This window comes from Streptomyces marokkonensis (assembly GCF_008312835.1).
In the GTDB taxonomy this organism is placed as follows: domain Bacteria; phylum Actinomycetota; class Actinomycetes; order Streptomycetales; family Streptomycetaceae; genus Streptomyces; species Streptomyces marokkonensis_A.
The window spans coordinates 117,030-139,472 of the sequence record NZ_VSKS01000016.1 but is presented as its reverse complement, the minus strand read 5'-3'; the positions used below and the strand labels follow the sequence as shown (position 1 = coordinate 139,472).

The following is a 22,443-nucleotide window of genomic DNA, read 5'->3' as shown; positions in this document are numbered from 1 at the left end:
CCGCCGGGTGGGGCGGGGGCCTCTTGCCGCGATCGCCTTACAGGCCGTACTTCTCGCGTGCTTCCTTCACGGACGTCGCCCGGACCTCACCGCGCCGGGCGAGCTGGGCCAGGGCCGCGACGACGATGGACTCGGCGTCGACACCGAAGTGGCGGCGGGCCGCGTCACGGGTGTCCGACAGACCGAAGCCGTCGGCGCCCAGCGACGAGTAGTCCTGCTCGACCCACTGCGCGATCTGGTCCGGGACCTGGCGCATGTAGTCGGAGACCGCCAGCACCGGCCCCTCGGCGCCCTGCAGCGCCTGCCGGACGAACGGCACCCGGTCCTCGCCGCGCAGCAGGGCCTCGTCGGCCTCCATCGCGTCGCGGCGCAGCTCGGTCCAGGAGGTGGCGGACCAGACGTCGGCGGCCACGCCCCACTCCTCGGCGAGCAGCGTCTGCGCCTTCAGCGCCCAGTGGATGGCCGTACCGGAGCCGAGCAGCTGGATGCGCGGGGCGTTCGCCGCCGGGGACAGGCCCGCGTCCTCCGCCGTGTTGAACCGGTACAGCCCCTTGACGATGCCCTCGTCGATGCCGGCCCCCGACGGCTTGGCGGGCTGCGGCAGCGGCTCGTTGTAGACCGTCAGGTAGTAGAAGACGTCCTGGTCCTCGTCCGGCTTGCCCTCGCCGAACATCCGGCGCAGACCCTCCTTGACGATGACACCGATCTCGTACGCGAACGCCGGGTCGTACGTCAGCGCCGCCGGGTTGGTCGCCGCGATGACCGGGGAATGGCCGTCGGCGTGCTGGAGGCCCTCGCCCGTCAGCGTCGTCCGGCCCGCGGTGGCGCCGACCAGGAAACCGCGGCCCATCTGGTCGCCGAGCTGCCACATCTGGTCGCCGGTGCGCTGCCAGCCGAACATCGAGTAGTAGATGTAGAACGGGATCATCGTCTCGCCGTGCGTCGAGTACGACGTCGAGGCGGCGACGAACTCGGCCATGGCGCCGGCCTCGGTGATGCCCTCGTTGAAGATCTGGCCGTTCTTGGCTTCCTTGTAGTACATCAGCTGGTCGCGGTCGACCGGCTCGTACGTCTGGCCCATCGGCGAGTAGATGCCGAGGGACGGGAAGAGGCTCTCCATGCCGAAGGTGCGCGCCTCGTCGGGGACGATCGGCACCCAGCGCCTACCGGTCTCCTTGTCGCGGACCAGGTCCTTGACCAGGCGGACGAACGCCATGGTGGTGGCCACGTTCTGCGAGCCGGAGCCCTTGTCGAAGGCGGCGAACACCTTGTCGGCGGGCTGCGGCAGCGGCGCGACCGGGTGCACGCGGCGGGCCGGGGCGGGACCGCCGAGGGCGGCGCGGCGCTCCTGGAGGTAACGGACCTCGGGGGAGTCGGCGCCCGGGTGCACGTAGGGCACCACGCCGTCGACGAACTGCGCGTCGGAGACCGGAAGTTCCAGCCGGTCGCGCATCGCCTTGAACTCGTCCACCGTCAGCTTCTTCATCTGGTGGTTGGCGTTCTTGGAGGCGAAGCCCTCACCGAGGGTGTGGCCCTTGACCGTCTGGGCCAGGATCACGGTCGGCGCGCCCTTGTGGGCGAGCGCGGCCTTGTACGCGGCGTAGACCTTGCGGGACTCGTGGCCGCCGCGCGAGAGGTGGAAGCACTCGAGGATCTTGTCGTCGCTCAGCAGCTTCGCCATCTCGGCGAGCGCCGGGTCCTTGCCGAAGAAGTCCTCGCGGATGTAGGCGGCGTCGCGCGTCTGGTACGTCTGCACCTGCGCGTCCGGTACCTCGCGCAGCCGGCGTACCAGCGCGCCGGTGGTGTCGAGCTGGAACAGCTCGTCCCACGCGGTGCCCCACAGGGTCTTGACGACGTTCCAGCCGGCGCCGCGGAACTGGGCCTCCAGCTCCTGCACGATCTTGAAGTTGGCGCGGACCGGCCCGTCGAGGCGCTGCAGGTTGCAGTTGATGACGAAGGTCAGGTTGTCCAGCTGCTCGCGGGAGGCGAGGGTGAGCGCGGTCGTCGACTCGGGCTCGTCCATCTCGCCGTCGCCGAGGAACGCCCACACGTGGGAGTCGGAGACGTCCTTGATGCCGCGGCTGGTCAGATAGCGGTTGAACCGCGCCTGGTAGATCGCGGAGATCGGCCCGAGGCCCATCGACACGGTGGGGAACTCCCACAGCCAGGGCAGCCGGCGCGGGTGCGGGTAGGACGGCAGGCCGTTGCCGCCCGCCTCACGGCGGAAGTTGTCGAGCTGCTCCTCGCCGATCCGGCCGTCGAGGAAGGCGCGGGCGTAGATGCCGGGGGAGGCGTGGCCCTGGATGTAGAGCTGGTCGCCCGAGCCGTCGCCCTCCTTGCCGCGGAAGAAGTGGTTGAAGCCGGTCTCGTACAGCCAGGCCGCGGAGGCGAAGGTGGCGATGTGGCCGCCGACGCCGTACTTGCTGCCGCGGGTCACCATGGCGGCCGCGTTCCAGCGGTTCCAGGCGGTGATCCGCTGCTCCAGCGCCTCGTCGCCGTCCACGGCGGGCTCGGCGGCGGTGGGGATGGTGTTGACGTAGTCGGTCTCGAGGAGCTTCGGCAGCGCGATGCCGGCGCCCTCGGCGCGCTCCAGCGTGCGGCGCATCAGGTACGCGGCACGGTGCGGCCCGGCCGCCTTGGTGACGGCGTCCAGGGAGGCCTGCCACTCGGCGGTCTCCTCGGGGTCGCGGTCCGGGAGCTGGTCGAGCTCGCTCGGCTGGATGGCGTTGGGGTCGGTCATGTCGCCGCCTTCCTCAGTCGAAGGGGGGTGCCCTTGTGTCTTTGGCAGGACAGGGCGGAGGGCTCGGGTGGAAGCCCGCAGGCGACAATAACCCCCTGATCGATGATCGATCAAAGGGTGGACGGCAAAATCTCTCGATCTCGAGAAAGTCGGCACGGGGTGCCTCCGGCGGTGGCACCGGGTGACTGCCCAAGCGAGCTGTTTGCCCAGGTGAGGTGGGGTGGGCGCGGATGAGCTCGGGGTAGCGGGCCGTGTGGCGAGTGCGGGCCCGTCGTGGCTGATCGCGCAGTCCCCCGCGCCCCTTCAGGGGCGCGGGGCTGTGTCGGCATGCCGCTCCGCCGCGTGAGCGCGAAGGGGGTCCGGGGGCGAAGCGTCCGGGGACGATGGGGGTACCTCCCGCTCGAGCGAAGCCGAGAGTGGGGGAGGGAAGGGGGTCCGGGGGCGAGAGGGACTTCCGCGATCACGCCCGCGGCGCGCACCCCAGCACATGCGCCTTCACCAGCTCCGCGATCCGCGGATCCCGCCGCCGGAACGCGGCCACCAGCTCCTCGTGCTCCTCCGCATAGGACTGCTGGACCGTCCCCAGCCACCGTATCGACAGCGCGGTGAACACCTCGATCCCCAGCCCCTCCCACGTGTGCAGCAGCACGGAGTTGCCCGCGGCCCGCACCAGCTCCCGGTGGAACGCCACCGTGTGCCGCACCTGCCCGGTCCCGTCCGCCAGCCGGTCCGCCTCGTACAGCGCGGCGACGTGCGGCTCCAGTGCCGAGCAGTCCTCCGCCAGCCGGTCCGCGGCCAGCTCCGCCGCGATCGCCTCCAGACCGGCCCGGACGGGGTAGCTCTCCTCGAGGTCGGCGGCCGTCAGGTTCCGCACCCGCACGCCCTTGTTCGGCGCGGACTCGATCAGCCGCAGCGACTCCAGCTCCCGCAGCGCCTCCCGCACGGGCGTCTGGCTGACCTCCAGCTCCGTCGCGATCCGGCGCTCCACGATCCGCTCGCCCGGCTTCCAGCGTCCGCTGATGATCCCTTCCAGGATGTGCTCGCGGATCTGTTCGCGCAGCGAGTGGACGACGGGCGCGGTCATGAGGGGCTCCTTAGCGGGGCCCGCGGGCCCCCGGGGGGCTTTGACGCTTAGACAATACGGCCGTCAGCCCGCGCCGGAAGGGCGCACAGGGGCGCTTTCGCCCAGGTGAGACGAGACTTACACGCTCCATACGCCGGTGCCCCCGCCCGGAGAGCCGCGATGGACTTCCGGACGGGGGCACCGTACGACCGTGTCGACGACCGCGGCTCAGCCGCGGCTCACGCCGGTCACAGACCGAGCTCGACCTCGAACTCGCCTGCCTCCAGGATCGCCTTGACCGCCGTCAGGTAGCGGGCGGCGTCGGCACCGTCCACCAGGCGGTGGTCGTACGAGAGGGTCAGGTAGGTCATGTCGCGGACGCCGATGACCGTGCCCTCCTCGGTCTCGATGACGGCCGGGCGCTTGACCGTGGCGCCGATGCCGAGGATCGCGACCTGGCCCGGAGGCACGATGATCGTGTCGAACAGCGCGCCGCGCGAACCGGTGTTGCTGATGGTGAAGGTCGCGCCGGACAGCTCGTCCGGGGTGATCTTGTTGCCGCGGACCTTGCCCGCCAGCTCGGCCGTGGCCTTGGCGATACCGGCGAGGTTGAGGTCGCCGGCGTTCTTGATGACCGGGGTCATCAGGCCCTTCTCGGAGTCCACCGCGATACCGATGTTCTCGGTGTCGAAGTAGGTGATGGTCCCCTCGGCCTCGTTGATCTTGGCGTTGACCGGCGCGTGGGCCTTCAGCGCCTGGGCCGCGGCCTTGACGAAGAACGGCATCGGGGAGAGCTTGACGCCCTCACGTGCCGCGAACGCGTCCTTGGCGCGGGCGCGCAGCTTCATCAGGCGGGTGACGTCGACCTCGACCACCGAGGACAGCTGGGCCTGCTCGTGCAGGGCCTTGACCATGTTGTCGCCGATGACCTTGCGGATCCGCGGCATCTTCACGGTCTGACCGCGCAGCGGGGAGGCCTCCAGGGCGGGGGCCTTCTTCGCGGCGGGCGCGGCGGCAGCGGCGGCGGCCGGAGCCGCGGCCTTCGCGGCCTCGGCGGCGGCGATGACGTCCTGCTTGCGGATGCGGCCGCCGACGCCGGTGCCCTTGACGGCGGACAGGTCGACGCCGTTCTCGGCGGCGAGCTTGCGCACCAGCGGGGTGACGTAGGCGCCCTCGTCCGTGGCCTGGGCGGCGGCCGGAGCGGCGGCCGGAGCCGCGGGCGCCTGCGGGGCAGGAGCCGGGGCGGCCGGAGCCGGAGCGGCCTGCTGCGGAGCCGGAGCCGGAGCCGGAGCCGGAGCCGGGGCGGGAGTCGGGGCCGGGGCGGGAGCCGGTGCCGGAGCGGGAGCCGGGGCGGCCGGGGCCGGGGCGGGCGCGGGCTGCGCCGGGGCCTCGGGAGCGGCCGGGGCGGGGGCGGCGGCCGGAGCGGCCCCGGCCTCGCCGATCACGGCGAGCTTGGCGCCGACCTCGGCCGTCTCGTCCTCGGCGACGACGATCTCCAGCAGCGTGCCGGACGCGGGTGCCGGGATCTCGGTGTCGACCTTGTCCGTCGACACCTCCAGCAGCGGCTCGTCGGCCTCGACGGTGTCACCGACCGACTTCAGCCAGCGGGTGACGGTGCCCTCGGTGACGGACTCGCCGAGCGCGGGCAGGACCACGTCCGTGCCCTGCGCGGAGCCGCCGCCGGCCGCGGCCTCGGCGCTGGGCGCCGGAGCCGGGGCGGGCTGCTCGGTGGACGGCTCGGCCTGCGGCTGCGGCTCGGGAGCCGGCGGTGCGGCCTGCTCGGCGGCCGGAGCCTGCTCGGCGGCGGGTGCCGGGGCGGCCGCGGGGGCGCCGGAGCCGTCGTCGATCAGGGCCAGCTCGGCGCCGACCTCGACCGTCTCGTCCTCGGCGACCTTGATGGAGGACAGCACGCCGGAGGCCGGCGAAGGGATCTCGGTGTCGACCTTGTCGGTGGAGACCTCGAGCAGCGGCTCGTCGGCCTCGACGCGCTCGCCCTCGGCCTTCAGCCAGCGGGTGACAGTGCCCTCGGTGACGCTCTCGCCGAGCGCCGGAAGGGTTACGGAAACCGCCATGGTTTCGGTTGCTCCTTAGAAGTGCGGAAGTCTGTGTCGTCGCGCCCGGTGACCGAGGCGTCAGTCGTGGGAGTGGAGGGGCTTTCCGGCCAGCGCCAGGTGCGCCTCGCCCATCGCCTCGTTCTGCGTCGGGTGGGCATGGACGAGCTGGGCCACCTCGGCCGGCAGCGCCTCCCAGTTGTAGATCAGCTGGGCCTCGCCGACCTGCTCGCCCATGCGGTCGCCGACCATGTGGACGCCGACCACCGCACCGTCCTTGACCTGGACGAGCTTGATCTCGCCCGCGGTCTTCAGGATCTTGCTCTTACCGTTGCCCGCCAGGTTGTACTTCAGAGCGACGACCTTGTCCGCGCCGTAGATCTCCTTGGCCTTGGCCTCGGTGATGCCGACGGAGGCGACCTCCGGGTGGCAGTACGTCACCCGCGGGACACCGTCGTAGTCGATCGGAACGGTCTTCAGACCCGCCAGGCGCTCCGCCACCAGGATGCCCTCGGCGAAGCCGACGTGCGCGAGCTGGAGCGTCGGGACGAGGTCACCCACGGCGGAGACGGTCGGGACGTTGGTGCGCATGTACTCGTCGACCAGGACGTAGCCGCGGTCCATGGCGACCCCGGCCTCCTCGTAGCCCAGGCCCTGGGAGACCGGGCCGCGGCCGACGGCGACGAGCAGGACCTCCGCCTCGAACTCCTTGCCGTCCGCCAGGGTGACCTTCACACCGTCCTGGGTGTACTCGGCCTTCTGGAAGAAGGTGCCCAGGTTGAACTTGATGCCGCGCTTGCGGAACGCGCGCTCGAGCAGCTTCGAGCTGTTCTCGTCCTCGACCGGGACGAGGTGCTTCAGACCCTCGATGACGGTGACGTCGGCACCGAAGGACTTCCACGCGGACGCGAACTCGACACCGATGACGCCGCCGCCCAGGACGATCGCGGACTTCGGCACGCGGTCCAGGACCAGGGCGTGGTCGGAGGAGATGATGCGGTCGCCGTCGATCTCCAGGCCCGGCAGCGACTTCGGCACGGAGCCGGTCGCCAGCAGGATGTGGCGGCCCTGGACCCGCTGACCGTTCACGTCGACGGAAGTGGGCGAGGACAGCCGGCCCTCGCCCTCGATGTAGGTGACCTTGCGGGAGGCGATCAGCCCCTGCAGGCCCTTGTACAGGCCCGCGATCACGTCGTCCTTGTACTTGTGGACGGCCGCCATGTCGATGCCCTCGAAGGTGGCCTTCACACCGAACTGCTCGCTCTCGCGGGCCTGGTCGGCGATCTCGCCCGCGTGCAGCAGGGCCTTCGTGGGGATGCAGCCGTTGTGCAGGCAGGTACCGCCGACCTTGCCCTTCTCGATCAGGGCGACGTCCAGGCCCAGCTGAGCCCCGCGCAGGGCCGCGGCGTACCCACCGCTGCCACCGCCGAGGATCACTAGGTCGAAAACGGTGCTGGCGTCGTTCGCCACGTCACGTCCTCCATGCATGTGCGCCACGCCGGTCTCCAGTGACCGGTCGGCGGCTGGTGTCCGGCCGCTCATTGTTCTCGGCCCTTAGGTGGGGCCCTGTCCTGCCGAGCCCTATCCTCGCACTTGTCGGGACCGTACGAGACGCGGGGCCGTGGTGTGAGACGTCCCACTTCCGCTGACGGGGCGTCGCCCTACCCGCGTGCGAGGCCCCGTCGGCGGAAGGAATCGTCAGCTCAGGTCGCCGGCGGCGGCCCGCTCCGCCAGGCGGACCAGCGTGCGCACCCCCGAGCCCGTACCGCCCTTGGGCGTGTACCCGAACGGGCCGCCGTCATTGAAGGCCGGACCCGCGATGTCGAGGTGGGCCCAGGTGATGCCCTCGCCGACGAACTCGCGCAGGAACAGGCCGGCGACCAGCCCGCCGCCCATCCGCTCTCCCATGTTGGCGATGTCGGCGGTGGGCGAGTCCATCCCCTTGCGCAGGTGCTCCGGCAGCGGCATCTGCCAGGCCGGCTCGCCGGCCTCCTCGGCGGCCTCGTGCACCGCGGAGCGGAACGCGTCGTCGTTCGCCATGATCCCGAACGTGCGGTTGCCCAGCGCGAGCACCATCGCGCCGGTCAGGGTCGCGACGTCCACGATCGCGTCCGGCTTCTCCTGCGAGGCGGCCCACAGCGCGTCCGCGAGGACCAGGCGGCCCTCGGCGTCGGTGTTGAGCACCTCGACCGTCTTGCCGCTGAACATGCGCAGCACGTCACCGGGGCGCGTCGCCGAACCCGACGGCATGTTCTCGGCCAGCGCCAGCCAGCCGGTGACGTTGACCTCCAGGCCCAGTCGGGCGGCGGCCACGACCGCGGCGAACACGGCGGCGGCACCGCTCATGTCGCACTTCATCGTCTCGTTGTGGCCGGCCGGCTTCAGCGAGATGCCGCCCGAGTCGTAGGTGATGCCCTTGCCGACCAGGGCGAGGTGCTTCCTGGCCTTGGACGACGTGTACGACAGCTTCACCAGGCGCGGGCCGGACGCCGATCCGGCGCCGACCCCGAGGATGCCGCCGTATCCGCCCTTGGCGAGGGCCTTCTCGTCGAGCACCTGCACCTTGAGGCCGTGCTCCTTGGCCGCGGCCTGGGCGATGGCCGCGAACGCCTCCGGGTTGAGGTCGTTCGGCGGCATGTTGATCAGGTCGCGGGCGCGGTTGAGCTCCTCGGCGACGGCGGTGGCGCGCTCGACGGCGGCCTTGTACGCCTTGTCGCGGGGCTTGCCGCCGAGCAGCGCGGCCTCGGCGAGCGGGGCCTTGCCGTTCCTGCCGTTCTTGGCGGAGCCGCCGTTGTCCTTGTAGGCGTCGAAGGAGTACGCGCCGAGCACGACGCCCTCGGCGACCGCGCCGGCGTCGGCGGCCTCGGTCAGGGGCAGGGCGAACGCGGCCTTCTTGGCACCGGCGAGGGCGCGGGCGGCCGCACCGGCCGCCTTGCGCAGCGCCTCGGTGTCGTAGCCGGAGTCCTTCCCGGGCTGGGCGCCGAGGCCCACCGCCACCACGAGCGGCGCCTTGAAACCGGCCGGCGCGGGGAGCTTCGTCACCTCGCCCTCGGCACCGGACGCGCCGAGAGTCTCCAGGACGCCGGCCAGCTTGCCGTCGTACGCCTGGTCCACGGCCTCGGCGCCCGGCGCGACGATGGGGCCTGCGGGCTTGGCGGCAGAGCCCTTGGCGACACCGATCACGATCGCGTCGGCCCGCAGGCCGGGGACCGCGGCGGTGCTGAGAGTGAGAGCAGTCACGGTGGTGAAATCTCGCTTCCGATGTGAAGTTGCTGTGGCCGAAAGGTGTGGGTCGACCGGGCCCGGCAGCCGACCCTAATGGCGCTGTGCGGGTGCGGTCCCGCCGGGGCCTTCCCCGGTGCGGCGAACACTCGGGACGAGACTACGCGCGTACGTGCGTCCGCTCATTCCTGCGGGGGTTCACCTTCCGGTGACGTGGTGGCCATGTCCGGGACCCCGTTGCCGCACCGCCGGGCCGCCACGATCATCCTTGAAGTCCCTGCGCGCCGGCCACGCCGCCGGCCTGTCCTCCTGGAGAACGCCCGGTGAGACGACCCTCCCTGCTTGTCACACTGCTCGCCCTGGCCGCCCTGCTGCCGGCGGCCTGCGCCACCGCGCCCGAGCCGGACGCGAAGGCACCGCCCGGCGACCGCTGGCGGCCCCGGCCGGGCACCGACTGGCAGTGGCAGCTCAGCGGGCGGCTCGACACCTCCGTCGACGTGCCGGTCTACGACATCGACGGCTTCGACCACTCCGGGGAGACGGTCGCTCGGCTGCACCGCGACGGCCGCAAGGTCATCTGCTACCTGTCCACCGGCGCCTGGGAGGACTTCCGCCCGGACGCCGACGACTTCCCGAGGGCCGTGATCGGCCGCGGCAACGGCTGGGAGGGCGAGCGCTGGCTCGACATCCGCCGCGTCGACGTACTGGAGCCGATCATGGCGGAGCGCCTCGACATGTGCCGCGACAAGGGCTTCGACGCGGTGGAGCCGGACAACATGGACGGCTACCGCAACCGCACCGGATTCCCCCTCACCGCCGGCGACCAGCTCCGCTACAACCGCCTCGTCGCCCGGCTCGCCCACGAGCGGGGACTGGCCGTCGGGCTGAAGAACGACCTGGACCAGATCCCGGAGCTGGTCGACGACTTCGACTTCGCCGTCAACGAGCAGTGCGCCCAGTACGGTGAATGCGACGAGTTGACGCCGTTCGTCGACGCGGGCAAGGCCGTCTTCCACGTCGAGTACGAGTTGCCCACCGGCCGATTCTGCGCCGACTCCCGGCGCCTGGAGCTGAGTTCGCTGCTCAAGCGGTACGCACTGGACGCCTGGCGCCGGGCCTGCTGAGCGTCACCCGAATGCCGAGTGGCAAAGCGCGCCACGGCGCCCGGCTTCGGCCACAGCGGCTCGTCGTCCCGTCATGCTGCCTTGGGAACTCCCCCCGAGCCCGTAGGAGGACGTGGACCGTGGCGGACAAGAGCACAGTGGGCTCACTCGACGAGGAGACCTACGAGGACGAGCTGCCCGTACGGCGCAGACGTCCGGGCAACGTCGTGGTGAAGTGGCTGACGACCACGGACCACAAGACGATCGGCACGCTGTATCTGGTGACGTCGTTCGGGTTCTTCGTCCTGGGCGGGATCCTGGCGCTGGTCATGCGCGCCGAGCTGGCCCGGCCGGGTCTGCAGATCGTGTCGAACGAGCAGTACAACCAGTCGTTCACGATGCACGGCGTGATCATGCTGCTGATGTTCGCGACGCCGCTGTTCGCCGGTTTCGCGAACTGGATCATGCCGCTGCAGATCGGCGCGCCCGACGTGGCGTTCCCGCGGCTGAACATGTTCGCCTACTGGCTCTACCTGTTCGGCTCGCTGGTCGCGGTCAGCGGCTTCCTCACCCCCAACGGGGCGGCCGGCTTCGGCTGGTTCGCCTACACCCCGCTGTCGACCGACACCTACTCGCCGGGTCTCGGCGGCGACCTGTGGATCATGGGCCTGGCGTTCTCCGGCTTCGGAACCATCCTGGGTGCGGTCAACTTCATCACCACGATCATCTGCATGCGCGCTCCGGGCATGACGATGTTCCGCATGCCGATCTTCACCTGGAACGTGCTGCTGACCGGTGTGCTGATCCTGCTCGCCTTCCCGGTGCTGGCGGCGGCGCTGTTCGCGCTGGAGGCCGACCGCAGGTTCGGCGCGCAGATCTACAACGCGGCCAACGGCGGGCCGGTGCTGTGGCAGCACCTGTTCTGGTTCTTCGGCCATCCCGAGGTGTACATCATCGCGCTGCCCTTCTTCGGCATCGTCTCCGAGATCATCCCGGTCTTCGCCCGCAAGCCGATCTTCGGCTACATGGGCCTGGTCGGCGCGACCATCGCGATCACGGGCCTGTCGGTGACCGTGTGGGCGCACCACATGTTCGCCACCGGCGCGGTCATGCTGCCGTTCTTCTCGTTCATGTCCTTCCTGATCGCGGTCCCGACCGGTGTGAAGTTCTTCAACTGGATCGGCACCATGTGGAAGAGTTCGCTGTCCTTCGAGACGCCCATGCTCTGGACGCTGGGCTTCCTGGTCACCTTCCTCTTCGGTGGTCTGACCGGCGTCCTGCTGGCCTCGCCGCCGCTGGACTTCCACGTCACGGACTCGTACTTCGTGGTGGCGCACTTCCACTACGTCGTCTTCGGCACCGTGGTCTTCGCGATGTTCGCCGGCTTCCACTACTGGTGGCCGAAGTTCACCGGCAAGATGCTCGACGAGCGGCTCGGCAAGATCACCTTCTGGACGCTGTTCGTGGGCTTCCACGGCACCTTCCTCGTCCAGCACTGGCTGGGTGCCGAGGGCATGCCGCGCCGGTACGCGGACTACCTCGCGGCCGACGGCTTCACCGCGCTGAACACCGTGTCGACGATCGCCTCGTTCCTGCTCGGCCTGTCGCTCCTGCCGTTCTTCTACAACATCTGGAAGACCGCCAGGTACCACGAGCCGGTCGGCGTCGACGACCCGTGGGGCTACGGCCGCTCCCTGGAGTGGGCGACCTCCTGCCCGCCCCCGCGGCACAACTTCGTCACCCTGCCGCGGATCCGCAGCGAGTCCCCGGCGTTCGACCTGCACCACCCGGACATCGCCGCGCTGGACGACCTCGAGAACCACCCCCAGGCTTCCGTGACGGTGGCCCCCGGTGACAAACAGCGATGAGGACACGGCCCGGGAGCGTGAGGTGCGTGTGAACCCCCGTCAGGACAGCGCCCTCGGCCTGAACCGGCTCGAGGGCCACCTCCTGTGGGCGGCCGAGGTGGAGGAGGCCCGGCGCCGGGCCGACCGGTTCACCGGGGAGCTGCCCTGGCTGACGACCGCGCAGCGCGAGGAGGTGGAACGCGTGTACCGGGCCGACCGGATCGCCGCCTCCCGCGCCGCACTGGAGCGGATCTGCGAACGGGCGGCCGAGCTGCGCGTCGAGTACGAGACCCGCTACCGGCGGCTACGGGCGCGCTGTGTCGCCCTGGCGCTCCTGGCGGTGGCGAGCGGCGCCGGCACGGCGATCGCCGCCGTCCTCAGCCGGTCCTGACGCACCGGCTGCCGAGCCGGTCCTCAGCCCAGGCAGGACACGACGAGCGCGGTCGTCGCCGCGGTCTCCGCGAGGCCGCCGAACACATCGCCGGTCACCCCGCCGAAACGGCGGACGCAGTGCCGCAGCAGCAGTTCGGCCGCGGCGACGGCCAGCACCACCGCGAGCACGGCACGCAGGACGTCGTACGCCCCCAGGAACGCGCTCCCGGCCGCCGCGAACCCGGCGACCGCGAGCACGGCGGCCACCGCGCCCGCCACCGGCACCGTCCCCGCGACCGCCGCGCCCAGTCCCTCCGGCCGGGCGGGCGGTACACCGGTACGGGCGGCCAGGGTGAGCGCGAGCCGTGCCGCGACCGCCGCCACGACGGCGGCGCACGCGCCCCGCGCCCAGTCGTGGCCGTACGCCTGCGCCAGCGCGGCCACCTGCGCCAGCAGGACGAGGACCAGGGTGAGCACACCGAACGGGCCGATGTCCGACTGCTTCATGATCCGCAGCGCGTCCCCGGCGGGCTTGGCGCTGCCGAGCCCGTCCGCGGTGTCGGCGAGCCCGTCGAGATGCAGCCCCCGGGTCAGGACGGCCGGTACGGCGACCGTGGCGACGGCGGCGAGCAGCGCGCCCGCGCCGAGGAGCAGCAGCAGGAGTCCCATGACCGCGGCCGCGGTGCCGACCGCCAGCCCGGCCAGGGGCGCGCACAGCATCCCGGCCCGTGCGGCCGGCCGGTCCCAGCGGGTGATCCGGACCGGGAGCACGGTGAGCGTGCCGAAGGCGAAGCGGAGGCCGTCGGCGGGGGACGCGGAGGGCTCGGGGGAGGAGGGCGCGGGCACCGGCGCAGATTACCCGGCTCACCGTGCGGTCGCCGAGGCGCCCGCGACAGCTGTGGATAAAGTGCCCATATGGGACATTGGCTGGACCGGAACATCATCGAGCCGGGCAAGCTGCCGCTGCTCCTCGCGCTGGCCTCCTTCGTCCTCACCTTCGTGGTCACCCGGGTCATCACCCGTCTGATCCGGGCCGGCAAAGGGCCCTTCGGCAACGTCACGGCCGGCGCGGTGCACATCCACCACGTGGTGCCCGGGGTCATCCTCATCGTGATCGGCGGCTTCGGCGCGGTGGCGGCCGGCCGGCACGGCTTCGGCTCGGCGGTCAGCGCGGTGATCTTCGGTATCGGCGCGGGACTGGTCCTGGACGAGTTCGCGCTCGTCCTGCACCTGGACGACGTCTACTGGACCGAGGCCGGGCGCAAGAGCGTGGAGATGGTGGTCCTCACCGCCGCGCTGGTCGGACTGCTGCTGGCCGGCTTCACGCCGTTCGGCGTCAACGACCTGTCAGAGGACGAACTCCAGAACCGCGCGGGCGTCGCCGGGAGCGTCGGCGTGAACTTCCTCTTCTCGCTGATCGCGCTGAGCAAGGGCAAGGCGCGGATCGCCGTCTTCGGGGTGATCATCCCGGCCGTGGCGCTGGTCGGCTCGCTGCGGCTGGCCCGGCCGGGATCTCCCTGGGCCAAGCGCTTCTACCGGCGGCGGCCCCGGGCGCGGGCCAGGGCCATCCTGCGGGCCTACCACCACGACCGGCGGTGGTCCGGGCCCCGCCGGGCCTTCCAGGACTGGATCGGCGGCAAACCCGACCCGCCGCGTGCCCTGGAGCGAGGATGACCAACCGCCCCAGAGCCCCTCAGGGGCGCGGGGAACGGCGCGAGCACCCCCCGCTCACCCGCACGTGGGGGTCAGGGACAGCGCCCCTCAGGGGCGCGGGGAACCGCGCGAACAACCCCCACCCACCCGCACGTCGGGGTCGAAGGGGCAGCGCCCCTGGAGGACGGGACGGCAAGGGGCGGCGGGGGCGAGGAAAACCCGGAACCACCCCACACCCCCCGCCCCTCGGTCACGCGGACTTCACCGGCTCCGCCGGACGTTCCGGCAGCTCCGCCGCCAGCGCCGCCGCCGACTGCACCAGCGGAAGGGCCAGGAGCGCCCCCGTGCCCTCGCCCACGGTGACCCCCTGGGACAGCAGCGGCTCCAGCGCCATCCGGTCCAGCGCCTTCGCCTGCCCCGGCTCCCCGCTCGCGTGCGCCGCCAGCCACCAGTCCGGCGACCGGAACGCCACCCGCTGCGCCACCAGCGCGCACGCCGCCGTCACGACCCCGTCCAGCACGACCGGCGTCTTCCGCACCGCGGCCTGCAGCAGGAACCCCGTCATCGCGGTCAGGTCGGCCCCGCCCACCGTCGCCAGCAGCCGCAACTGGTCGCCCAGCACCGGCCGCGCCCGCCGCAGCGCGTCACGGATCGCCGCGCACTTGCGCATCCACGCCAGGTCGTCGATCGCCAGCCCCCCGCGCCCGGTCACCACCGACGCGTCCGTCCCGCACAGCGCGGCCACCAGCACACCCGCCGCGGTGGTCCCGCCCACGCTCACGTCGCCGAGCACCACCAGATCCGTACCCGAGTCGGCCTCCTCGTCGGCCACGGCCATCCCCGCGCGGAACGCCGCCTCGGCCTCCTCCGGGCTCAGCGCGTCCTCGATGTCGATGCGCCCGCTGCCCCGCCGCACCCGGTGCCGCACGACGTCCTCGGGCAGCTCCCCGGGGTCGCAGTCCAGGGCCATGTCGACCACCCGCACCGGCACGCCGAGCCGCCGCGCCAGCACGGACACCGGACGGCCGCCCGCCAGCACCTCCCGCACCAGTTCCACGGCGCTGCCCGCGGGCCGCGCGGAGACGCCCAGTTCGGCGATCCCGTGATCGCCCGCGAAGAGCACCACCCGCGGCCGCTCGATCGGCCGCACCGGCACCGCGGACTGCGCCGCCGCCAGCCACTCACCCAGGTCGTCGAGACGGCCCAGCGATCCGGGCGGCACGACCCGGCGCTCCCGGTGCGCCTCCGCGTCGCGGCGCACCCCGCCGTCCGGACGCTCGATCAGATCGGTGAAGTCGTCGATATCAAGCGAGCTCATTCGCCGAACAGTACCGGCACTGATCGAACCCCACGCGGCACCGGTCAGCCCCGCGCACACGGTCTCACCCCCACCACGCCGCCCCGGCGCCGATCCACACCGGAAGGCCATCCCCTACGTAACGTTTTGCTCTGATTGCCGGACATCGTCCGACGGTCCGCCCTGCCCCGCGCCCGCCCGCGCACCACCTCCGCGCCGAACGCCCTCACGCCGGGAGCCGCCCATGTCCGCGCCCACCCCAGCCACCGCGATCCCCGCCCCCCACGGCTCCGCCCGGGTGCACGAGCCGCGTCGCGCGGACTGCCCCTGGTGCGGCTCCGCGCGGCTGCGCAACCGGCTGAGAACCGGTGACCTGCGCCGGCACCGGCCCGGCCTGTTCACCGTCGACGAGTGCCGGGACTGCGGACACACCTTCCAGAACCCCCGCCTCACCGCCGAGGGCCTGGCCTTCCACCGGCGGGCCGTGCGTGGCGCCCCCCGTGATCCCGCCACCGAACGCGTGCTCGCCCTGCACGCCGCACGGCACCGCCGCCGCGCGGCAGCCCGCGCGATGCTTCCCTTCGGCGAACCGGAGAGCTGGCTGGACGTCGGCACCGGACTCGCCCGCTTCCCGCGGACCGCGCGGGAGTTCTTCCCCTACACCGCCTTCGACGGCACCGACCTCACCGCGCGCGTCGAGAAGGCCCGTGCGCTCGGCCGCGTCGACGAGGCGCACATCGGGCCGCTGACCGACCCGCGGGTCAAGGCCCGGCTGGCCGGCCGCTACGACGTGGTCAGCCTGCTGCACCACCTGGAACACACCACGGACCCCCGCGCGGAACTCCACGCGGCCCTCGACGCCCTGCGCCCCGGCGGCCATCTGCTCATCGAGACCCCGGACCCGCGCTGCGCGTTCGCCACCCTGTTCGGCCGCTGGTGGCTGCCCTACGACCAGCCCCGCCGGCTGCACCTGATGCCCCAGCGCAACCTCCGCGCCGAGCTCGAGGAACGCGGCTGCGCGCTCGTCACGGCCGGGCACCGGGCCGCCCACGTACCGCACGACCTGGCCGGACTGGCCGCCCTCGCCCTCTCCCACGCCCTGCCCGCCCCGGACACCCCCTGGCGTGCCGTCCCGCCGGCCGCGTTCCAGCGGCACCTGCGCACGGTGCTGCTCCGCGCGGGCACCCCGCTGGTGGTCGCAGCGGCGGTGACCGACCTGGCCCTGGCGCCCGTGGTGCGCCACAGCCCGTTCGCCAACGCCTACCGGATCATCGCGCGCAAGCCGTGACCGGGCCGCGGTCACCCCCGCAGGACGACGGCCTGCCCGGCCACCACCAGCAGCACCTGCTCGCACTCCTGCGCGAACGCCGCGTTCAGCCGCCCCAGTTCGTCCCGGTACCGGCGGCCGGACGCGGTGGCGGGCACGATGCCCGAACCCACCTCGTTGGACACCGCGACCACCGTCCGCCGGGTCTCGCGCACCGCGTCCGTCAGCGCCCGCGCCCGCTCCCGCAGCGCCCGCTCCCCGCCGTCCGCCCACTCCGCGTCGTCCCACGCGCCCACGGAGTCCATCGCGTCCGTCAGCCACAACGACAGGCAGTCCACCAGCAGCGGCGGCCCGACGTCCTTCAGCAGCGGCACCAGATCGCACGTCTCGACGGTCCGCCACGACCCCGGCCGCCGCTCCTGATGCGCCGACACCCGCGCCGCCCACTCGGTGTCCCCGTTGCGCGACCCGCCGGTCGCCACGTACAGCACCTCCGGGAACGACTCCAGCCGCCGCTCGGCCTCCACCGACTTGCCCGAACGGGCCCCGCCCAGCACCAGCGTCCGCCGCGGCACGTCGGGCACGTCCTCGTAGGCGCCCACCTCCAGCGTGGTCCCGTCCGGCACGGCACGCGCCCCCGCCGCCGCGAGCCGGCGCCGCGACTCCGCGCCCGGCGGCACGTCGTGGTCCAGGTGGACGGCGACGACATCCGTGGTCGGGCCGGCCGCGCCCACCTCCCGCAGCCTCGCCAGCGCGTCCGGGCGCCCCACGACGTCCAGCAGCACCATGGCGTACGGCTCGGCCGGCCGTTCCAGCCCGGCAGGCGCCCCGCCCGGCGGGAGGTACAGCAGCCGCTGCCCGTCCGGACCGGTCACCGCGTACCCGGTGCCGGGCGCGTCCAGCGCCACCGCCCGCACCCGATGGCCCGTCAGCAGCGCCAACTCCCGTCTGTCCGGCACCCGTCCCGGCTGCGGCAGCCCGGCCGGCACCTCGACCGCGGGGCCGTCGTGCGGGTGCGACAGCAGCACCTGGCGCACGCCGCCCAGCGAACGCCCCGCACGGGCGGCCGCGAACGCCGCGCCCGGCGTGAGGTCGAGCAGCAGCGCCCCGTCCACGAGCAGCGAGGTGGCCGCCCGCGCGTCCGCACCGAGCGCGGACGCGCACGCGGCGCAGGGACAGTCGGGGCGGGGGAGTCCCGCGGGGGCACCGGTGCCGAGCAGAGTCAGTTCCACGCCCCGATTCTCACCCGCCCCCACAGGCGCTGCCCGTCCGACTACGCTCTTGGTCAGGAGCCGGACCGAGATCCGGCTTCTGTCGTGCAGTGTGGTCATACCCATGGGAGGCGTACATGGCGGCATGGACGTGGCGGTTCGAGAAGGCCGACGGGACGCAGGTCGAGCCCGCGGTGCCGCCGGAGGAGTTCCCCACACAGGGGGACGCCGAGTCCTGGATCGGGGAGAACTGGAAGGCCCTCGCGGAGGGCGGCGCCGACCAGGTACGACTGCTGGAGGACACCACGGAGATCTACGGCCCGATGAGCCTCCACGCGGAAGAGGTGTGAGCCCTCCGGGGTCACCCGCGCGGTTCCCCGTGCCCCTCCAGGGGCGCGGGGAACCGCGCTGAAGGGGTCTGGGGGCGGAGCCCTCAGGGACGGGAAGGGACGGCGGGGGCGGGAAGAAGTCCCGCCGTCCGGAGCCGGGGTCTCAGCCCCGCACCCCGCACAGGTGCAGCAGGGCCGCCACCCCCCGGTAGGGGTCCGTGCGGCCGGCGCGCTCCTCGACCGCCAGCAGGGCGTCCAGGTCGTGCGGGAGCGGCGCGTCGTCCGCCGCCGTGTCGGTGAAGACCCGCACGCCGTACCAGGTGTGCAGCGGCGCCCCGATCCCCGCGAGGGTCGACGTCAGCCGCTTCAGCCCGTACGCCGCCGTGCGGAAGCCCGCCAGCGCCCCGGCCCAGTCGCCGGACAGACCCGGCCGCATCGCCGGCGCGTCGTCGTTGCGCACCAGCAGGGACAGCAGCCCGCCGTGCGCCAGCATCCTGGCCACGCCCGCCAGCAGCGCGTCCGGCTCCTCGACGTCCATGAGCACGCCATGACACAGCACCACGTCGAAGCTGCCCGGCAGGAAGTGCACGCCGGTGTCCCCGGCCTGGCCCTCGATGATCCGCATCCGCTCCCGGATGCCCTCCGGTTGCCCGGCCAGCGCCTCCCGCGCGGTGGCGATCATCGCCGCGTCCTGTTCGACGCCGGTCACGTGGTGACCGGCCCGGGCCAGCCGGAGCGCCTGCGCACCCCGGCCCATGCCCACGTCGAGCACCCGAAGCCGCCGTCCGACGGGGAAGCGCCCGACTATCTGCTCCTCCAGCTGGCGGGCCACCAGCTCCTGCCGGACGGCGTCGCGCAGACCGCCGAGCCCGCTCAGCAGGTCCGGAGCCGCGCCGTCGGCGAACGGCGTGGTGCTCAGGGCCGCTCCCCGCGCTTGACCTGGGGCTTGGGCAGGCGCAGCCGGCGCATCTGGAGCGAGCGCATCAGGGCGTAGGCCACCGCTCCGCGCCGGCTGTCGTCGGGGAAGCGCTCGGCCAGCCGCTTCTTCAGCCGGAACCCGGTCACGAACGAGTCGAGCACGATCATCACGATGACCACCAGCCACAGCAGCAGCGCGACGTTCTGCAGCTGGGGCACCTGGACCATGCTCAGGACCAGGATGACCACGGCCATCGGCAGGAAGTACTCCGCGATGTTGAACCGCGAGTCCACGAAGTCGCGCGCGAACCGGCGCACCGGCCCCTTGTCACGGGCGGGCAGATAGCGCTCGTCGCCGCTGGCCAGCGCCTGGCGCTGGCGCTCCAGCGCGGCACGGCGCTCCTCACGCTGCCGCTTGGCGGCCTCCTTGCGCGTCATCGACGTGTTGGCCACGCTGCGGCGCTGCGACTGGGCCACGCTGCGCTTGGGTGTGGGGCGGCCCTTGGGGGCCTCCGGGTGACGGGTCTGCTTGGAGTCGGTCACCATCGCCTTGTCGGCGACCGGTGCCTTCTCTTCCTTGGCACGGCTTCGGAACACAAAACCCAAGGGTACGGGGTGCCCGGGGTTGGACCCCAGCCCCTTGGGGAACGATCCGGCAACACCGGACGTCTCCAAAAGGACAGAGGGGACGTTGTGCGGGTCTCCGGGTGGGCCGGCCGGCCGGCCCCGGGGACCACCTACTCCCTACGCCGGATCGGAAGGGGACTCAGTCGTCCTTGGGGATGAGCGCATCCGTCCCCGAACAGTGCGGTAATGGATGCAGGGCCCGTACTGTGGGTTCTGTCGCAGGTGCTGGAGCTGGAGTCGGTCAGAAGGGGGCGCGCGAAGCCCATGAGCGGTGTCATGAAGCGTATGGGGATGATCTTCCGCGCGAAGGCGAACAAGGCCCTTGACCGGGCCGAGGACCCGCGCGAGACCCTCGATTACTCGTACCAGAAGCAGCTGGAGCTGCTCCAGAAGGTCCGCCGCGGCGTCGCCGACGTGGCGACTTCCCGCAAGCGGCTGGAGCTCCAGCTCAACCAGCTCCAGTCCCAGTCGGGCAAGCTGGAGGACCAGGGCCGCAAGGCGCTCGCGCTCGGCCGCGAGGACCTGGCGCGCGAGGCGCTCTCCCGCCGCGCCGCGCTCCAGCAGCAGGTGACGGACCTGGAGACGCAGCACGCCACGCTCCAGGGCGAGGAGGAGAAGCTCACCCTCGCGGCCCAGCGCCTCCAGGCCAAGGTGGACGCCTTCCGCACCAAGAAGGAGACCATCAAGGCCACCTACACCGCCGCCCAGGCACAGACCCGGATCGGCGAGGCCTTCTCCGGCATCTCCGAGGAGATGGGCGACGTCGGACTGGCGATCCAGCGGGCCGAGGACAAGACCGCCCAGCTCCAGGCGCGGGCCGGCGCGATCGACGAACTGCTCGCCTCCGGGGCCCTGGACGACCAGTCCGGAATGCACAAGGACGACATCCAGGCCGAGCTGGACCGGCTCTCCGGTGGTACGGATGTAGAGCTGGAACTGCAGCGGATGAAGGCCGAGCTGGCCGGCGGCGGCACCGGTGACCGCCAGGCCATCGAGGGCGGCGACGCGTCGCAGCAGCCCCGGCAGCAGCCGCAGGACACCCCGCGCTTCGACAAGCAGTAGCCCACGCCGAGGAGGGCGACATGATCGTACGGATCATGGGGGAGGGGCAGGTGACGCTGGCCGAGAGCCGGCTCGCCGAACTGAACGAGCTGGACGAGGAACTGCTCGCCGAGATGGAGAACGGCGACGGGCCGGGCTTCCGTACGACCTTGCAGGCGCTGCTGGCCAAGGTCCACGAACTCGGCGAGCCGCTGCCGGACGAGTCCCTGGAGCCCTCCGACCTGATCCTGCCGTCTCCGGACGCCACCCTGGAGGAGGTCAAGGAGCTGCTGACCGACGACGGCCTCATCCCGGGCAGTTGACCGGTGCCGGCCGGACGAACAGCCCGTCCGGGGGGATCCCCTCCGGGGGAGTGTGAGGGCGAGGACCGTTCAGGGCCGAAGGGGGGTCTGGGGGCACAGCCCCGAGTGGCCGGCGCCCCGGCTACCGTGAACCCCCGTGAGCACCCTGCAACGCGCCCGGTGCCGGCTCCGGGCGCACCCCTTCGCGCTGGACGCGGCCCTGGCCGCGGGCGTCCTCGTGTGCATGGTCGCCGGCTCCTTCGTCGAACCGCACGGCCCCGAGGGCGTCGACTGGGAACTGCGTACCCCCGACCCGCTCAGCCTGGTCCTCATGACCCTCGGCGCCGCCGCGCTCGTCTTCCGCCGCCGCGCCCCCCGTACGGTGCTCGCGCTGGCCGGCGGCGCCTCCGTGGCCGAGTCCGTCACCGGCGACCCCCGCGCCCCCGTCGTCATGTGCGCCGTCGTCGCGCTCTACACCGTCGCCTCCACCACGGACCGCCCCACCACCTGGCGGATCGGCCTGCTCACCATGACCGTCCTCACCGGCACCGCGATGGCGGTCGGCCCCCTGCCCTGGTACGCCCAGGAGAACCTGGCGATCTTCGCCTGGACCGGTATCGGCGCCACCGCCGGGGACGCCGTCCGCAGCCGCCGCGCCTTCGTCCAGGCGATCCGGGAGCGCGCCGAACGGGCCGAGCGCACCCGTGAGGAGGAGGCCCGCCGCCGGGTCGCCGAGGAACGCCTGCGCATCGCCCGCGACCTGCACGACGTGGTCGCGCACCACATCGCCCTGGTCAACGTCCAGGCCGGAGTCGCAGCCCACGTCATGGACAGGCGGCCCGACCAGGCCAAGGAGGCCCTCGCCCACGTCCGCGAGGCCAGCCGCTCCGCGCTGGGCGAGCTGCGCGCAACCGTCGGGCTGCTGCGCCAGTCCGGCGACCCCGAGGCGCCCACCGAGCCCGCGCCCGGCCTGGAACGTCTCGACGAGCTCGCCGGGACGTTCCGCAGCGCCGGACTGCGCGTCGAGGTCGCCCGCACCGACCAGGACACCGAGCTCCCCGCCGCCGTCGACCTGGCCGCCTACCGCATCGTCCAGGAGGCCCTGACCAACGTGCAGAAGCACGCAGGCACCGAGGCGCGGGCCGAGGTCAGCGTCGTACGCGTGGGACCGCACATCGAGATCACCGTCCTGGACGACGGCAGCGGCGAGGACCACGAGGAGGAGGCCCCCGGCGGCGGGCACGGACTGCTCGGCATGCGCGAGCGCGTCACCGCCCTGCGCGGCACCCTCACCACCGGTCCCCGCTACGGCGGCGGTTTCCGCGTCCATGCGATCCTTCCCGTCAAGACCCGCACGTCCGCAGCCGAGGACGGCCACCCGTGACCACCGCGCCGCTGGA

19 protein-coding genes are annotated in these 22,443 nt (G+C 72.6%); 9 read left to right on the top strand and 10 right to left on the bottom strand.

Annotated elements, in window-relative coordinates:
• Positions 1 to 37 precede the first annotated feature (37 nt).
• The 5 genes from aceE to F1615_RS25240 all read right to left on the bottom strand — a co-directional run bounded on the left by aceE (position 38) and on the right by F1615_RS25240 (position 9,094).
• Entirely contained in the window at positions 38 to 2,740 is a 2,703-nt protein-coding gene (aceE, locus tag F1615_RS25260) for a pyruvate dehydrogenase (acetyl-transferring), homodimeric type (protein WP_149551370.1), read from the bottom strand.
• A gap of 460 nt (positions 2,741 to 3,200) precedes the next feature.
• Positions 3,201 to 3,824: a GntR family transcriptional regulator gene (locus F1615_RS25255; RefSeq protein ID WP_037931281.1), complete on the bottom strand. Its 624-nt coding sequence runs from the start codon at positions 3,822 to 3,824 to the stop codon at positions 3,201 to 3,203.
• A 227-nt stretch (positions 3,825 to 4,051) separates the two neighbouring features.
• The gene (gene sucB, locus F1615_RS25250; RefSeq protein ID WP_149551369.1) at positions 4,052 to 5,875 is read right to left on the bottom strand and encodes a 2-oxoglutarate dehydrogenase, E2 component, dihydrolipoamide succinyltransferase; all 1,824 of its coding nucleotides are present in this window, start codon (positions 5,873 to 5,875) and stop codon (positions 4,052 to 4,054) included.
• Positions 5,876 to 5,935: 60 nt separating this feature from the next.
• Positions 5,936 to 7,324 (bottom strand): dihydrolipoyl dehydrogenase, encoded by a 1,389-nt coding sequence (gene lpdA / locus F1615_RS25245; protein WP_167533850.1) that lies wholly within the window; start codon positions 7,322 to 7,324, stop codon positions 5,936 to 5,938.
• 228 nt (positions 7,325 to 7,552) lie between these two features.
• Positions 7,553 to 9,094, bottom strand: a complete 1,542-nt coding sequence (locus F1615_RS25240; RefSeq protein ID WP_149551368.1) for a leucyl aminopeptidase — start codon at positions 9,092 to 9,094, stop codon at positions 7,553 to 7,555.
• Between the two features lie 305 nt (positions 9,095 to 9,399).
• On the opposite strand from F1615_RS25240, the gene F1615_RS25235 reads away from it, so the two are divergent.
• The 3 genes from F1615_RS25235 to F1615_RS25225 all read left to right on the top strand — a co-directional run bounded on the left by F1615_RS25235 (position 9,400) and on the right by F1615_RS25225 (position 12,417).
• Positions 9,400 to 10,200, top strand: coding sequence for an endo alpha-1,4 polygalactosaminidase (locus F1615_RS25235; protein ID WP_149551367.1), 801 nt, complete (start codon positions 9,400 to 9,402; stop codon positions 10,198 to 10,200).
• Between the two features lie 119 nt (positions 10,201 to 10,319).
• On the top strand, positions 10,320 to 12,047 hold the full coding sequence (ctaD, locus tag F1615_RS25230) for a cytochrome c oxidase subunit I (RefSeq protein WP_244328833.1): 1,728 nt from the start codon (positions 10,320 to 10,322) through the stop codon (positions 12,045 to 12,047).
• A gap of 28 nt (positions 12,048 to 12,075) precedes the next feature.
• Positions 12,076 to 12,417 (top strand): hypothetical protein, encoded by a 342-nt coding sequence (locus F1615_RS25225; protein ID WP_149551429.1) that lies wholly within the window; start codon positions 12,076 to 12,078, stop codon positions 12,415 to 12,417.
• 23 nt (positions 12,418 to 12,440) lie between these two features.
• Here the strand turns inward: F1615_RS25225 and F1615_RS25220 are convergent, their stop codons facing one another.
• Positions 12,441 to 13,244, bottom strand: a complete 804-nt coding sequence (locus F1615_RS25220; RefSeq protein ID WP_149551365.1) for an adenosylcobinamide-GDP ribazoletransferase — start codon at positions 13,242 to 13,244, stop codon at positions 12,441 to 12,443.
• A 69-nt stretch (positions 13,245 to 13,313) separates the two neighbouring features.
• On the opposite strand from F1615_RS25220, the gene F1615_RS25215 reads away from it, so the two are divergent.
• The gene (locus F1615_RS25215) at positions 13,314 to 14,072 is read left to right on the top strand and encodes a hypothetical protein (RefSeq protein WP_149551364.1); all 759 of its coding nucleotides are present in this window, start codon (positions 13,314 to 13,316) and stop codon (positions 14,070 to 14,072) included.
• A 229-nt stretch (positions 14,073 to 14,301) separates the two neighbouring features.
• On the opposite strand, the gene cobT is transcribed toward F1615_RS25215, so the two are convergent.
• Positions 14,302 to 15,369 carry a nicotinate-nucleotide--dimethylbenzimidazole phosphoribosyltransferase gene (cobT, locus tag F1615_RS25210; RefSeq protein ID WP_149551363.1) on the bottom strand — a complete coding sequence of 356 codons (1,068 nt, stop codon included), beginning with the start codon at positions 15,367 to 15,369 and terminating at the stop codon, positions 14,302 to 14,304.
• Positions 15,370 to 15,592: 223 nt separating this feature from the next.
• Here cobT and F1615_RS25205 point away from each other — a divergent pair, with 223 nt between their 5' ends.
• Positions 15,593 to 16,636: a class I SAM-dependent methyltransferase gene (locus F1615_RS25205; RefSeq protein ID WP_149551362.1), complete on the top strand. Its 1,044-nt coding sequence runs from the start codon at positions 15,593 to 15,595 to the stop codon at positions 16,634 to 16,636.
• A gap of 11 nt (positions 16,637 to 16,647) precedes the next feature.
• Here the strand turns inward: F1615_RS25205 and F1615_RS25200 are convergent, their stop codons facing one another.
• Positions 16,648 to 17,847 carry a bifunctional adenosylcobinamide kinase/adenosylcobinamide-phosphate guanylyltransferase gene (locus F1615_RS25200; RefSeq protein ID WP_149551361.1) on the bottom strand — a complete coding sequence of 400 codons (1,200 nt, stop codon included), beginning with the start codon at positions 17,845 to 17,847 and terminating at the stop codon, positions 16,648 to 16,650.
• A gap of 116 nt (positions 17,848 to 17,963) precedes the next feature.
• Here F1615_RS25200 and F1615_RS25195 point away from each other — a divergent pair, with 116 nt between their 5' ends.
• Positions 17,964 to 18,176, top strand: a complete 213-nt coding sequence (locus F1615_RS25195) for a hypothetical protein (protein ID WP_149551360.1) — start codon at positions 17,964 to 17,966, stop codon at positions 18,174 to 18,176.
• A 142-nt stretch (positions 18,177 to 18,318) separates the two neighbouring features.
• Here the strand turns inward: F1615_RS25195 and F1615_RS25190 are convergent, their stop codons facing one another.
• Positions 18,319 to 18,987 (bottom strand): methyltransferase domain-containing protein, encoded by a 669-nt coding sequence (locus F1615_RS25190; RefSeq protein ID WP_149551359.1) that lies wholly within the window; start codon positions 18,985 to 18,987, stop codon positions 18,319 to 18,321.
• An 83-nt stretch (positions 18,988 to 19,070) separates the two neighbouring features.
• Positions 19,071 to 19,748: a DUF3043 domain-containing protein gene (locus tag F1615_RS25185; protein ID WP_149551358.1), complete on the bottom strand. Its 678-nt coding sequence runs from the start codon at positions 19,746 to 19,748 to the stop codon at positions 19,071 to 19,073.
• Positions 19,749 to 19,976: 228 nt separating this feature from the next.
• On the opposite strand from F1615_RS25185, the gene F1615_RS25175 reads away from it, so the two are divergent.
• The 3 genes from F1615_RS25175 (at position 19,977) to F1615_RS25165 (ending at position 22,427) form a co-directional block, all read left to right on the top strand.
• Complete coding sequence (locus F1615_RS25175; RefSeq protein WP_280118907.1) at positions 19,977 to 20,762, top strand: PspA/IM30 family protein; 786 nt, start codon at positions 19,977 to 19,979, stop codon at positions 20,760 to 20,762.
• Positions 20,763 to 20,782: 20 nt separating this feature from the next.
• Positions 20,783 to 21,064 carry a PspA-associated protein PspAA gene (gene pspAA / locus F1615_RS25170; RefSeq protein WP_149551356.1) on the top strand — a complete coding sequence of 94 codons (282 nt, stop codon included), beginning with the start codon at positions 20,783 to 20,785 and terminating at the stop codon, positions 21,062 to 21,064.
• A 136-nt stretch (positions 21,065 to 21,200) separates the two neighbouring features.
• Positions 21,201 to 22,427: a sensor histidine kinase gene (locus tag F1615_RS25165; RefSeq protein WP_149551355.1), complete on the top strand. Its 1,227-nt coding sequence runs from the start codon at positions 21,201 to 21,203 to the stop codon at positions 22,425 to 22,427.
• Positions 22,428 to 22,443: the final 16 nt, after the last annotated feature.